This is a genomic window from Arthrobacter oryzae, assembly GCF_037911235.1.
GTDB classification, from domain to species: Bacteria; Actinomycetota; Actinomycetes; order Actinomycetales; family Micrococcaceae; genus Arthrobacter; species Arthrobacter oryzae_E.
This window is the reverse complement of record NZ_JBBLYW010000037.1, coordinates 13,472-25,354: the sequence shown is the minus strand read 5'-3', so window position 1 is coordinate 25,354 and position 11,883 is coordinate 13,472. Positions and strand designations below refer to the sequence as shown.

14 protein-coding genes are annotated in these 11,883 nt (G+C 63.5%); 10 read left to right on the top strand and 4 right to left on the bottom strand.

Going from position 1 to position 11,883, the window contains the following annotated elements; translation table 11 throughout:
- The first annotated feature begins 8 nt into the window (after window positions 1-8).
- The gene (gene map, locus WMN78_RS10990) at window positions 9-836 is read left to right on the top strand and encodes a type I methionyl aminopeptidase (protein ID WP_340533782.1); all 828 of its coding nucleotides are present in this window, start codon (window positions 9-11) and stop codon (window positions 834-836) included.
- A gap of 112 nt (window positions 837-948) precedes the next feature.
- Here the strand turns inward: map and WMN78_RS10985 are convergent, their stop codons facing one another.
- The 3 genes from WMN78_RS10985 to WMN78_RS10975 all read right to left on the bottom strand — a co-directional run bounded on the left by WMN78_RS10985 (window position 949) and on the right by WMN78_RS10975 (window position 4,197).
- Window positions 949-2,295, bottom strand: coding sequence for an ABC transporter substrate-binding protein (locus WMN78_RS10985; RefSeq protein ID WP_340533781.1), 1,347 nt, complete (start codon window positions 2,293-2,295; stop codon window positions 949-951).
- A 100-nt stretch (window positions 2,296-2,395) separates the two neighbouring features.
- Window positions 2,396-3,250 (bottom strand): carbohydrate ABC transporter permease, encoded by an 855-nt coding sequence (locus WMN78_RS10980; protein ID WP_340533780.1) that lies wholly within the window; start codon window positions 3,248-3,250, stop codon window positions 2,396-2,398.
- Window positions 3,247-4,197 (bottom strand): sugar ABC transporter permease, encoded by a 951-nt coding sequence (locus WMN78_RS10975; protein ID WP_340533779.1) that lies wholly within the window; start codon window positions 4,195-4,197, stop codon window positions 3,247-3,249. The genes WMN78_RS10980 and WMN78_RS10975 overlap by 4 nt, the downstream gene beginning before the upstream one ends.
- 258 nt (window positions 4,198-4,455) lie before the next feature.
- Here WMN78_RS10975 and WMN78_RS10970 point away from each other — a divergent pair, with 258 nt between their 5' ends.
- The 9 genes from WMN78_RS10970 to WMN78_RS10930 all read left to right on the top strand — a co-directional run bounded on the left by WMN78_RS10970 (window position 4,456) and on the right by WMN78_RS10930 (window position 11,248).
- Window positions 4,456-5,475, top strand: a complete 1,020-nt coding sequence (locus WMN78_RS10970; protein WP_340533778.1) for a P1 family peptidase — start codon at window positions 4,456-4,458, stop codon at window positions 5,473-5,475.
- Window positions 5,476-5,628: 153 nt separating this feature from the next.
- Complete coding sequence (gene infA, locus WMN78_RS10965; protein WP_009358723.1) at window positions 5,629-5,850, top strand: translation initiation factor IF-1; 222 nt, start codon at window positions 5,629-5,631, stop codon at window positions 5,848-5,850.
- Between the two features lie 69 nt (window positions 5,851-5,919).
- The gene (rpmJ, locus tag WMN78_RS10960; RefSeq protein WP_009358722.1) at window positions 5,920-6,033 is read left to right on the top strand and encodes a 50S ribosomal protein L36; all 114 of its coding nucleotides are present in this window, start codon (window positions 5,920-5,922) and stop codon (window positions 6,031-6,033) included.
- Between the two features lie 181 nt (window positions 6,034-6,214).
- Complete coding sequence (gene rpsM / locus WMN78_RS10955) at window positions 6,215-6,592, top strand: 30S ribosomal protein S13 (protein ID WP_011692780.1); 378 nt, start codon at window positions 6,215-6,217, stop codon at window positions 6,590-6,592.
- A gap of 45 nt (window positions 6,593-6,637) precedes the next feature.
- Window positions 6,638-7,039 (top strand): 30S ribosomal protein S11, encoded by a 402-nt coding sequence (gene rpsK, locus WMN78_RS10950; protein ID WP_011692779.1) that lies wholly within the window; start codon window positions 6,638-6,640, stop codon window positions 7,037-7,039.
- 132 nt (window positions 7,040-7,171) lie between these two features.
- A complete protein-coding gene (locus WMN78_RS10945; RefSeq protein WP_011692778.1) occupies window positions 7,172-8,182 on the top strand; it encodes a DNA-directed RNA polymerase subunit alpha in 1,011 nt (336 codons plus the stop codon).
- A gap of 77 nt (window positions 8,183-8,259) precedes the next feature.
- Window positions 8,260-8,859: a 50S ribosomal protein L17 gene (rplQ, locus tag WMN78_RS10940; protein WP_340533777.1), complete on the top strand. Its 600-nt coding sequence runs from the start codon at window positions 8,260-8,262 to the stop codon at window positions 8,857-8,859.
- 31 nt (window positions 8,860-8,890) lie between these two features.
- Complete coding sequence (truA, locus tag WMN78_RS10935; RefSeq protein WP_340533776.1) at window positions 8,891-9,781, top strand: tRNA pseudouridine(38-40) synthase TruA; 891 nt, start codon at window positions 8,891-8,893, stop codon at window positions 9,779-9,781.
- Between the two features lie 684 nt (window positions 9,782-10,465).
- Window positions 10,466-11,248 carry a response regulator transcription factor gene (locus WMN78_RS10930; RefSeq protein ID WP_340533775.1) on the top strand — a complete coding sequence of 261 codons (783 nt, stop codon included), beginning with the start codon at window positions 10,466-10,468 and terminating at the stop codon, window positions 11,246-11,248.
- Between the two features lie 24 nt (window positions 11,249-11,272).
- On the opposite strand, the gene WMN78_RS10925 is transcribed toward WMN78_RS10930, so the two are convergent.
- Window positions 11,273-11,779 carry an Hpt domain-containing protein gene (locus tag WMN78_RS10925; RefSeq protein WP_340533774.1) on the bottom strand — a complete coding sequence of 169 codons (507 nt, stop codon included), beginning with the start codon at window positions 11,777-11,779 and terminating at the stop codon, window positions 11,273-11,275.
- Window positions 11,780-11,883: the final 104 nt, after the last annotated feature.

Below are 11,883 nucleotides of genomic sequence, written 5' to 3'. Positions count from 1 at the left end.
AGGTATACATGGCATTCGGACAGCCCCGGATCGAATACAAGACCAACGCCCAAATGCGCATCATGCATGAGGCAGGCCTGGTCCTGAGCCGCGCGCTGGACGCCGCCGTGGCGGCAGCCGTCCCGGGTGCCACCACGGCGCAGCTGGACTCCGTCTTCCGCGCAGTCCTCGACGAGGCGGGCGCCAAGTCCAACTTCCTCGGCTACCACGGGTTCCCGGCCACCATCTGCACTTCGGTCAACGAGGAAGTAGTCCACGGCATCCCGGGCAGCCGCGTGCTGAACGACGGCGACATCATCTCGATCGACGGCGGCGCGATCGTGGACGGCTGGCACTCCGACTCGGCCCGCACCGTGATTGTGGGAACCCCCGACCCCGAGGACGTCCGGCTGTCCGAGGTCACCGAGGAAGCCATGTGGCGCGGCATTGCCGCATTGGCCACGGGAAAGTTCGTCGGGGACATCGGCTGCGCCGTGGACGACTACGTCTCCTCCGTCCCGGGGAAGCCGCTCGGCATCCTGGAAGACTATGTTGGCCACGGCATCGGCTCCGAAATGCACATGGCCCCGGACGTGCTGAACTACCGGACCAGCCACCGCGGGCCCAAGATCCGTCCGGGACTGTGCCTGGCCATTGAGCCCATGCTGGTCCGCGGCAGCATTGAAACCGCCGTGCTCGACGACGACTGGACCGTGGTGACCACCGACGGCAAGCGCTCCTGCCAGTGGGAACACTCCGTGGCTGTCCACGAAAAGGGCATCTGGGTTCTTTCGGCGCCCGACGGCGGCGCGGAGCGGCTTGCGCCGCTGGGCGTGGTCCCCGTCCCGATCCCGTAGGCTTCGACGCGCAAATACGCCTTCGACGCAGAAAATCCCTGGCGCACCCGGAATTCCGGGTGCGCCAGGGATTTTGCGTATCGCGGGACGTTTTGCGGGTCGAGACCGCGCGTCAGCTCTTGAGCTTGGGCTTGACGTCCTTCGTGTAGATGCCTTCCAGCGTGGATTTCAGCGCGGTCATGGTGGCCTTCACGTCGCCCTGCTGGGTGAGGATCTTTGCCGCGGCCTTGGCCATTTCCTGATCCGCGCCGGGCAGGAACACCCGGGCGTTGTCCTGGACCCGTGTGGCTGCCAGCTGGTCCATGGCTGTTTTGATCTGCGGCGTCTTGGCCAGCACCGACGTCATGTCGGCCGAAACGCGGGTGGGCATGTAGCCCGTGGCCGCCGAGAATTCCGCGGTGTTTTCCGGCTCGGTCATGAACTTCAGGAACGTGCCTGCGGCCAGCTGTACTTCCTTGCTCACGCCGCTGGGGATGCCCAGGCCGGCGCCGCCGGTGGGGCAGACACCGCTGTCCACCTTGGGGCCGCCCGGCAGGAAGCCCACGCCCACGTTGAACTTGGCGGACTTGAGCACACCCAGCAGGGACCCGGTGGACGAGATGGTGGAAGACGTGATGCCCGCGGCGAAGTCGTCAGCGGCTTCCTTGGAGGAAACACCCGCCCAGCCGTCCTTGTAAATGGAGTCCTGGGCCCACTGCAGTGCTTCCACGGATTCCGCCGAGTCGCAGTTGATGGTCCACTCATTGGACCAGCTGCCGCCCCAGCCCCAGAGGTTGTTCTGCAGGGTCCAGCCCGCGTAGCCCGCCAGTGCCGGGTAGATGTAGGCATACTGCGCGCCCGAACTCGCCTTCAGCTTCGGCGCCCATTCGGCGAATTCCTGCCACGTCTTCGGAGCACGGTCAGGCAGGCCGGCAGCCTTGAAGTGGTCCTTGTTGTAGTAGAAGAGCGGCGTAGACCGTCCGTAGGGGAGGGCCCACTGCTTGTCGTCGTACTGGTAGTCCGCCACGAGGGACTTCTGGAAGTCGTCCACCTTGATGTCCAGCTGTTTGACCAGGCCGTCCAGCGGGATGATGTTGCCGTTGGAGAAGTAGCGGAACCACCAGACGTCGGAGAGGACCACAACGCCCGGCAGCGCCTCCTTGGCCGCCTGCGAGGTCTGGAACTTCTGGGCGATTTCCTCGTAGTTGGCGCCGGCGGTCACCAGGTTCACCTTGATGTCCGGGAACTTCGCATGGAACTTGGCGATGATGGATTTTTCCACGTCCTGGGACTTGCCCGGGTGGTTGGTCCAGAAGTCGATGGAGGCGGCCGGCTTGACGCCGCTGAAGTCGATTTCGGCAGCCTCGCTCGCGGGGGTTGTTCCGCCGGTGGAGGGGCCGCCGCATGCTGACAGTGCAGCAGCGCCGGCTCCTGCGCCGGCCAGCCCCAGGAAATGCCTGCGGTCAAAGTTCATACCCATTTGTGGATCCTCTCAAAGGTGGTTGCTCATGCTGACTCGTTGTACGGGTTGGAGACGGGTGATGCGGAGGAAGCGTTAGTGGCCCGCAGGGAATCGCGGACTAGCCGGTGACGCTGCCCTGGGTGAGGCCGGCCACGATGTAGCGCTGGAGTGCTGCGAACACCACCAGGATGGGCACGATCACCAGCACGGCGCCGGCCATGAGGATGCCCCAGCCGGAACCGTTGCCCTCGGAGTTCTGCAGCAGCGTGAGGCCTACGGGCAGGGTCATGGTTTCCGGGCGGTCCGTGATGATGAGCGGCCAGATGTAGTCGTTCCACTCGCTCACCACGGTGACCAGGGCAACCGTGGCTATCGAGGGGACCGACACCGGGACCACGATCCGCCAGAGCCTGCGCCAGTGGCCGGCGCCGTCGATCTCCGCGGATTCCAGGATGGAAGCGGGCAGCGTCATGAAATGCTGGCGCAGCAGGAAGGTGCCGAAGGCGGTTCCCAGGCCGGGCAGGATGATGCCCCAGAGGGTGTTCTTGCCGCCCATCCCGGCGATGAGGATGTAGTTAGGGAGGATGGACACCTGCGGCGGAACCATCAGCGCCACGAGGATCAGCACGAAGATGGCGTTCTTGAAGGGGAACCGCACGAACACCAGCGCGTATGCGGTGAGGATGGCAAGCAGCACTTTGATGGTGGCGCCCACGAGCGTGACGATGGTGCTGTTCAGGAAGAACTGCGCGAACGGCACCGTGGTCATGGCGATGTTGTAGTTCTCCAGGTTCAGGCTTTCCGGGAGGATCTTCAGGTCCATGGTGATGATCTCGCCGGGCTGCTTGAACGAACTCAGGATCATCCAAAGCAGCGGCAGGAACACCACCAGGGTTGCCAGGATCAGCGGGACGTAGCCGCCGGCAATGGTCTGGACGATGTTGGCGCGGGACAGTGGCCGGTTCGTGCTCATGAGTAGTGCACCTTCCGTTCCACGAACCGCAGCTGCAGCACGGTGATGACCAGCAGAATGGCGAACAGCACCACCGAAATGGATGCCGAGTAGCCGGCCCGGTTGAAGGCTCCGAATGCCTGGAGGTAGGCCTCGTAGATCAGCGTGCTGGTGCCGTTGCCCAGTGGTGTCATGATCCTGATCAGGTCGAACGCCTGCAGCGAGCTGAGCATGGTGGTGATCAGCAGGAAGAACGTGGTGGGGGAGAGCAGCGGGACGGACATGCTCAGGAAGCGCCGGAATCCGTTGGCACCGTCCAGGGACGCGGCCTCCATGACGTCCTGGGGGAGCGACTGCAACCCCGCAAGATACACCACGGCGCAGTAGCCCAGGTTCTTCCAGACGTACACAATGATCACCATGACCAGCGAGAGCTGCGGATCGTTGATCCATTGCGGGCTTTGCTGGCCCAGCCCGCGGAGAACCCAGGCCAGGACGCCGTAGCCGGGATCGAAGATGAACAGCCAGACGAGGCCCACGCCCACGCCGCTGAGCACATACGGCGCAAAGACTGCGGAACGCGCAAAGGTGGTCCCGCGGACCTTGGAGTTCAGCGCCAGCGCGATCAGCAGGCCCAACACCATCGAGCCGCCCACAGTCACCAGCGTGAACACTGCCGTAGTGCCGAGCACCTTGGCGGCATCGGCACTGGTGAAGAACGTGACGTAGTTGTCCAGCCCCACCACCGTGGCCGAGGTCGAACCCAACGTCCAGTCCAGGGTGGAGTAATACACGTTGTTGATGAGCGGGAGGTACGTGAAGACCCCGATCAGCACCAGGTTGGGCAGCGCCAGGGCCAGGAAGACAAAGAAGTCCCGCCGGGTCCTGCCGGACCATTTCGGCCGGCGCCGCAGGGCCGGGCCGGCTTCCGCGACGGCGGGCGGCCTGTCAGTCAGTTGTCGTGTCATTCGGTCTCTAACGGATCCGGGCCTGCGTAATACAGGCCAGTGGGCGTGGGGATTTAGCTTCACTTCACCACAAGGTTGGTGGGCAGAATCCCGCACTAGCCCTCGTCAGAGGATTGTTAGTCAAGGCTTCCTTGCCCGTTAACGCCGTGTTGCTTGCAGTATTGCATGACGTTTGTTTTGGCGGCCGGAGTTGCCTCCGCGGGTCGCCGAAAGCATGGGAGCGGACACTCAGTTTCCCGCAGGGCGCACAATGGAGCTATGGGAGCGATTACCGACGTCACCGGGATCCGGGTGGGTCACATGGCGAAGTCCGACGGCGGCTGGCTCACCGGGGTGACCGTGGTGCTGCCGCCGTCGGGAACCGTGGGCTCCGTTGACGTCCGTGGCGGAGGGCCGGGCACCCATGAGACCGATTCCTTGGACCCCACCACCCTGTCGCAGCGGGTGGACGCCGTGGTGCTCACCGGCGGGAGTGCCTTCGGGCTGGTGTCCGCGCACGGCGCCAAGCGCTGGTGCGAGGAAGACGGCCGGGGATTGGCCGTGCCCGGGGGACTGGTGCCGATCGTCCCGGCCGCCGCCATCTTCGACCTCGGCCGCGGCGGTGACTTCTCCGCCCGTCCCGATGAGGCCATGGGCTACGCGGCAACTGCTGCCGCCGCCGCCCAAAAGGACGGTCACGACGTCGAACGCGGCAACGTGGGGGCCGGCACCGGAGCAGTCCTCGGCAGGGGGACGTATAAGGGCGGCGTCGGCACAGCGTCCGTCACCTTGGACAACGGCGTTGTGATTGGAGCCCTGGCGGTGGTCAACGCAGTGGGACTGCCCTTAGGCACATCGCTGCAGCGGGCGGAACCCGGCAGCGTGCGTCCAAGCGGGGAACGAGCGGGCACGCCGAGGGTTGCGGCTGCTGCGGCGGAAGCCGCAGAGGGAACTCAGCTCAACACAACACTCGTCGTCGTCGCTACCAATGCTGTCCTGAGCAAGGCCGAGTGCAAGCGGACCGCCTCTGCCTGCCATGCCGGACTGGCCCGGGCGCTGAACCCGTCCCATACTTTGGCGGACGGAGACACCGTGTTCGCGCTGGCGACGGGCGCCGTCGAACTTGACCGGAGCACTGACGCCGCCCGGACGTTCAGCCTCATCACGCTGCAAAGCGCGGCGGCCGACGTGGTGACTGATGCCATCCTGGACGGCGTCTCGCAGGCAGAGGCCGTCTCAACTGCGGCAGGGGTATTTGCTGCATATGGCCCCGTGGTGCGCTACCATGGTCCGATTTAACATTCCTGCCGAGATGGCGTAGTGTTGTCTGTTGGTTGTCTGCCCTGTTTGCGCCCTTTTGCGGTCGGAAGGCAGAAGCCAATCAATCAAAAACGTCCGTAGTCATGTCCGGTGCCAACCGGGAGGCTGCGGCAACAACAGTTAGCGGAGGGTATGGCCAAGAAGGACGGGGTCATTGAGATCGAGGGCGTTGTGACTGAGGCGCTGCCCAATGCGATGTTTCGCGTTGAGCTCACCAACAAGCACATCGTTCTGGCGCACATCTCTGGAAAAATGCGCCAGCACTACATCAGGATTCTCCCTGAGGACCGGGTAGTGGTGGAGCTGAGCCCGTACGACCTCACACGTGGTCGTATCGTCTACCGCTACAAGTAAACACTGGGCGGCCAGAGCAATAGCCGAAGGCCGGTCCAGTAGCCCAACTGCAACACGCAAAGGAACGCCATGAAGGTCAAGCCGAGCGTCAAGCAGATCTGCGAAAAGTGCAAAGTGATCCGCCGTAATGGCCGGGTCATGGTGATCTGCGAGAACCCGCGCCACAAGCAGCGCCAGGGCTAATTTCCTTCACGGGAAACCCTGGGTTGCTAACCCACGCAAGTAAATAAAGGCAGCACAAGCTGAACTGGGACATTAGCTCGAAAGAGCCCGGACAGCTAACCCCCGGTCGGAGGCTGGGGCCGCACTGAAAGTGCGGGTGTACTGCCTACGACCTCCGGTTTATACAAGGAGTACCGCCACTATGGCTCGTCTCGCTGGCGTAGACATTCCCCGCGAAAAGCGGCTGGAAATTGCGCTTACTTACATCTACGGCGTGGGCAAGACCCGTGCACACGAAACCCTGGCTGCTACCGGCATCAGCGCTGACGTTCGGGTCAAGGACCTGACCGACGCACAGCTGGTTGAGCTGCGTGACTACATTGAAGGCAACTACAAGGTTGAGGGTGACCTTCGCCGCGAAGTGGCCGCTGATATCCGCCGCAAGGTTGAAATCGGCAGCTACGAAGGCCTGCGTCACCGCAAGGGCCTGCCCGTACGCGGACAGCGTACGAAGACCAACGCTCGTACCCGCAAGGGCCCGAAGCGCACCGTCGCCGGCAAGAAGAAAGCCGGCCGCTAGAAATAGCTGCTGACTTTCCCCCCATAACTTTCTGTAGGAGAAATAATGCCCCCGAAGACTCGTGGCGCGGTTCGCAAGCCGCGTAAGAAGGACAAGAAGAATATCGCGCTGGGCCAGGCGCACATCAAGAGCACTTTTAACAACACCATCGTTTCCATCACGGATCCGAACGGTGCTGTCATCTCCTGGGCTTCCGCCGGTGAGGTTGGCTTCAAGGGCTCACGGAAGTCCACCCCGTTCGCTGCCCAGATGGCTGCCGAAGCTGCTGCAAAGCGCGCCCAGGAGCACGGCCTGAAGAAGGTCGACGTGTTCGTCAAGGGACCGGGTTCCGGCCGCGAAACCGCCATCCGCTCGCTGCAGGCCGCCGGCCTGGAGGTTGGCTCCATCCAGGACGTCACCCCCGCCGCGCACAACGGCTGCCGCCCGCCGAAGCGCCGCCGCGTCTAAGACGTTTCCAGCAGCTGGAGCTTGCCCGGACCTTCACGGGTCCGGGCAGGCCCAGCCGCGTTAAGTCTTCAGACCGAATTTCCACCACCTGTGTTGCGTCATATAGCGGATGCTCGCCGAAAGGAAACCTAAGTGCTCATTGCACAGCGCCCCACCCTCTCTGAAGAGGTCGTCTCCGAAAACCGCTCCCGTTTCATCATTGAACCGCTGGAGCCGGGCTTTGGATACACTCTCGGAAACTCCCTCCGCCGTACCCTGCTCTCCTCCATCCCGGGCGCTGCTGTAACCAGCATCCGGATCGATGGCGTGCTGCACGAGTTCACCACGGTTCCGGGTGTCAAGGAAGATGTCACCGAGATCATCCTGAACATCAAGAACCTGTCGGTCTCCTCCGAGCACGACGAGCCGGTTGTTGCCTACCTGCGCAAGCAGGGCCCGGGAGTCGTCACCGCCGCGGACATCGCTCCGCCGGCCGGCGTCGAATTCCACAACCCGGATCTGCACATTGCCACGCTGAACTCGAAGGGCAAGTTCGAACTCGAACTGACCATTGAGCGCGGCCGCGGCTACGTTTCGGCAGCTCAGAACAAGTCCGGCGATTCCGAGATCGGCCGTATCCCGGTCGACTCGATCTACTCGCCGGTGCTGAAGGTTACTTTCCGCGTGGAAGCCACCCGTGTTGAGCAGCGCACTGACTTCGACAAGCTGATTGTCGACGTCGAGACCAAGCAGGCCATCGCCCCGCGCGATGCCGTTGCTTCCGCAGGCACCACCCTGGTGGAACTGTTCGGTCTGGCCCGCGAGCTGAACACCGCAGCTGAAGGTATCGAGATTGGCCCGTCGCCGACTGACGCTGCCCTGGCAGCTGACATGGCCCTGCCGATCGAGGATCTGGACCTCACCGTCCGTTCCTACAACTGCCTCAAGCGTGAGGGCATCCACACCGTGGGTGAACTCGTTGCCCGCTCCGAGGCCGACCTGATGGACATCCGTAACTTCGGTGCGAAGTCCATCGACGAGGTCAAGGCCAAGCTGGTTGAACTGGGTCTGTCCCTCAAGGACTCCCCTCCCGGTTTCGACCTGGCAGCTCGCGCCGCAGCCATCGAAGAGGACGACGCCGCGTTCAGCGACGACGAGCTCTAACAAGCAGATCTTGGCCGGCTGGCTGGATGCACCATGTTGTGCGCAGCCCACCGGCTTCCATATGAGGAGAAACAATTATGCCTACCCCCACTAAGGGTCCGCGCCTCGGAGGCGGCCCGGCTCACGAGCGTCTCATGCTCGCGAACCTGGCAGCAGCACTGTTCGAGCACAAGCGGATCACCACTACGGTGACCAAGGCCAAGCGCCTGAAGCCGTACGCAGAGCGCCTGGTGACCTTCGCCAAGCGCGGCGACCTCGCTTCCCGCCGTCGTGTACTCGGCCTGATCAGCAACAAGGGCGTCGTCCACGAGCTGTTCACCGACATTGCACAGGCAGTGGAGAACCGCGATGGCGGCTACACCCGCATCACCAAGATCGGCAACCGCAAGGGCGACAACGCTCCCATGGCTGTCATCGAGCTCGTCCTTGAGCCGGTTTCCGCCAAGCAGGCCGTTGTAGCCGAAGCTACCACTGCTGCAAAGCGCGACGCCGACAAGAAGGAAGCCGCTGCTGCTGCCCCTGTTGCAGAAGAAGAGGCTGCCGAGACCGAAGCTGCTCCGGAAGCTGAAGCTGCTGAGACCGAAGCTGCTGCAACCGAAGAGGTTCCGGCAGCTGAGGAAGCTGCTTCCGAAGAAGCTGCTGAAAAGCCTGCTGCTGAGGAAAAGGACGCGAAGTAATTCGCCGAATCCTTCGCATAGACTTAAGTCTATGAACCACCAAAAACCCGCTGCCCCCGTTTTGGGGGGCGGCGGGTTTTTGCGTATCCGGATGGATTTGGCGTACGACGGCGGCCCCTTCAGCGGGTGGGCAGTCCAGCCCCGCATGCTGACCGTCCAGGGCGTCCTGGAGGATGCCCTGGCGCTCCTGATCAGGCGCAAGGTGCGCGTGACCGTTGCCGGCCGCACCGACGCCGGTGTCCACGCCCGCGGCCAGGTGGTCCACCTCGACCTGACCGCAGAAGAGTGGCAGGGACTGAACCGCGGCGCTGAACTGGATCCCGCCGTCGCCCTCCTGCGCCGCCTCCGCGGGGCACTCAGCCGGGGACTGGGCGACCTCACCGGTGCCATTGAGGTCCACAGCGTCACCGTGGCCCCGGAGGGGTTCGACGCACGGTTCTCGGCGCTGTGGCGCCGGTACAGCTACCGGATCGCGGACGGTCCGGCGCTGTGGGACCCGTTGGGCAGGTATTCCACGCTCTGGCACAAGGAGCAGCTCGATATAGCGCTGTTGAACGAAGGCGCGTCCAAGCTCCTGGGGCTGCAGAACTTCCGGTCCTACTGCAAGCCGCGGGAAGGTTCCACCACCATCCGGGAGCTGCAGCGGTTCGAGTTCGCGCGCGGAAGCGACGGCGTCATCGTAGCCACCGTGCAGGCTGACGCATTCTGCCACAACATGGTGCGCGCTCTGGTGGGGTCCGCCCTGTATGTGGGCTCCGGGGCGGAGAAGCCGGGGTGGCTCTATGAACGGCTGCTCGAGCAGAAGCGGGACGCGAAATCCGTGCTGTCCGCGCCGCACCCCCTGGTGCTCGAGGAAGTGGCCTATCCCTCGGACAGCGAACTGCTGGCCCGGGCGGAACTGACCAGGGCGCTGCGCAAGTAGCAACGGCGGCTAGAGCGCCGGAGAAGGATCCACGGCGGGATGACCACTGTGAAGGTGCTGCCTTCGCCCGGCCGGCTGGCTCAGGTGATGGAGCCGCCGTGGAGACTCCAGGGGAGTGCGCAGTTCATGGGTCACCTTGGCTGAGAAGTTCGAGCTGCCCTTCAAGCGTGGACCCTGCACTTCATCGGATAACCCTCCCGGGGAGGTAGCAGCCTCCAATTGGGATTGCCGGACATTTGTCAGGAGACGGTCGCCATTGGCATTCACGGCGACAATGCCGGCATCGACCGATTCCAGGATGTATCCAACAATTTTTCACGTTCTTTGCTCTCGCTAAGAACGCGTGCATTTCACGGTCTTCCGCATCCGAGGCGCGGTGCTGGAGGCTGATATTCACGCTGGCGAATCGGATAGGGAACTGACCCAGCACCACCTGTGCCCGTGGTCCGAGTGCACGGAAGAAGCGCTCGGCACTGGGGAACAGGGACGTTTCAGCCACGCAGGTGATCCTGTCCGGAGGACAAAGTTAACTTCAAAGTCATGCTAATTGACAGTCCGTGTTCTGCCACGAAAAAAAGAGCCGCCAATAAGCAAGATTTCTTGTAGCGTAGTCCCTCGGGGGTGTAACAAGCATTTGCGATGGGCAGATGCTTGCATGGGGTCTGGGGATTTATGGGGTTGGCCATGAGCGATCTGGGAATAGCTGTGGTTGTCGAGGACGACAAGGATCTACGTAACTTGTTGGAGTCGGTCTTCCTTCAGGCGGGGTTTGAGGTGCACACAGCCTCAGACGGCCGCGAAGGCGTTGAATTAGTCCGGCATCAGCAAGCGAATGTTGTCACTTTGGACGTGGGTCTGCCGGACATCGACGGCTACGAGGTTTTGCGGCGCATCCGGCAGTTCAGTGACGCCTACGTGGTGATGCTGACCGGACGCACCGAAGAGCCGGATCTGTTGACTGCCCTGCACTCGGGTGCGGACGATTACATCACCAAACCGTTCCGCCCGCTGGAGCTCCGTGCGAGGGTGGCCGCGATGATGCGGCGGCCTCGGCACGGCGGTGCGCAACGGCAGCCGACGCCGGCTCGTCCGGCACCACCCGCCCTGGGTGAAGCCGGGCAGGGAGGCGGACTTGGCGATGTCCTGGAGCACCGGGGCCTGAGGCTCAGCCCCCGGACGAGGTCCGCGGAACTAGCCGGCAAGGAACTGGAGTTGACCCGCAGCGAGTTTGTCCTGCTCGAGGAACTCCTCCGGGCCGGCGGGGCCGTGTGCACGCGGGCGGATCTGGTCAAGGTGGTGCGCGGCGACTACTACCAGGACGACACCTACATCAGCGAGGCTGATGAGCGTGCGGTGGAAGTCCACATCGGGAACCTCCGGAAGAAACTCCACGAGGATACGCACTCACCGCAACTGCTGCAGACCGTCCGGGGTGTCGGGTATCGGCTTGGAGCCGGCAAACTCTAGGACGCGCGGGTTTCAAGGATCCCGTCAGGGCTGCTCGGCTGAGTACCCTGGCGGGAGGTAGCTTTCGCGGAGTTGGGCAACCGTTTGGCGGCCCAGGTCGGAGACGCGCTCCAGCATCGACTGGCCCTTGTCCCAGCACCCCGAGCGGATCATGTTCTCGATGTCTTCCGCCAGGCGGGCCAGGCGAAGGCCCCCCACCATGGCCGAGCCGATTTTGAGGCTGATCGCGGCATCGAGGGCGGTGGCACGGTCCTGGCCGAAGAGCGCATCGGTCAGGTTCACGTACCGCTGTTCCCAAATCTCGATGTAGTCCAGGGCGAACTTCCTGGCCACGGCCGGCTGGGCCAGCTGGCTCTCAAGGTCCTGCAGCACCAGGAGGTCCACGAGCGGGATGTCCTCAAACGCCGAGCCGGCGTCCGCGCCCGGGGCGCCCGTCGCGCCCGGGACAGCTGTCTCGCCCGGGGCAGCCGCAGACAGGACGGGGACTTGGTCCGCGCCCTCATCTTCGGTGCAGCTGCCTGAAAGGGACATATGACAACGCTACTTCCTGAATCTGTCAATACGCTGGACTTGGGTAGATCTTGTGGAAACCTTGAGTCTCTTGGAGCAACGCGAGTTGGGCGTATGCCATGCGG

What these genes read in the sequence shown, in the direction of transcription:
- WMN78_RS10925 (WP_340533774.1), bottom strand. Translation starts at nt 11,779, where the DNA reads ATGTCCCTTTCAGGCAGCTGCACCGAAGATGAGGGCGCGGACCAAGTC.
- rpsM (WP_011692780.1), top strand. Translation starts at nt 6,215, where the DNA reads ATGGCTCGTCTCGCTGGCGTAGACATTCCCCGCGAAAAGCGGCTGGAA.
- truA (WP_340533776.1), top strand. Translation starts at nt 8,891, where the DNA reads ATGAACCACCAAAAACCCGCTGCCCCCGTTTTGGGGGGCGGCGGGTTT.
- WMN78_RS10980 (WP_340533780.1), bottom strand. Translation starts at nt 3,250, where the DNA reads ATGAGCACGAACCGGCCACTGTCCCGCGCCAACATCGTCCAGACCATT.
- rpmJ (WP_009358722.1), top strand. Translation starts at nt 5,920, where the DNA reads ATGAAGGTCAAGCCGAGCGTCAAGCAGATCTGCGAAAAGTGCAAAGTG.
- rplQ (WP_340533777.1), top strand. Translation starts at nt 8,260, where the DNA reads ATGCCTACCCCCACTAAGGGTCCGCGCCTCGGAGGCGGCCCGGCTCAC.
- WMN78_RS10975 (WP_340533779.1), bottom strand. Translation starts at nt 4,197, where the DNA reads ATGACACGACAACTGACTGACAGGCCGCCCGCCGTCGCGGAAGCCGGC.
- rpsK (WP_011692779.1), top strand. Translation starts at nt 6,638, where the DNA reads ATGCCCCCGAAGACTCGTGGCGCGGTTCGCAAGCCGCGTAAGAAGGAC.
- WMN78_RS10970 (WP_340533778.1), top strand. Translation starts at nt 4,456, where the DNA reads ATGGGAGCGATTACCGACGTCACCGGGATCCGGGTGGGTCACATGGCG.
- WMN78_RS10985 (WP_340533781.1), bottom strand. Translation starts at nt 2,295, where the DNA reads ATGGGTATGAACTTTGACCGCAGGCATTTCCTGGGGCTGGCCGGCGCA.
- infA (WP_009358723.1), top strand. Translation starts at nt 5,629, where the DNA reads ATGGCCAAGAAGGACGGGGTCATTGAGATCGAGGGCGTTGTGACTGAG.
- map (WP_340533782.1), top strand. Translation starts at nt 9, where the DNA reads ATGGCATTCGGACAGCCCCGGATCGAATACAAGACCAACGCCCAAATG.
- WMN78_RS10930 (WP_340533775.1), top strand. Translation starts at nt 10,466, where the DNA reads ATGAGCGATCTGGGAATAGCTGTGGTTGTCGAGGACGACAAGGATCTA.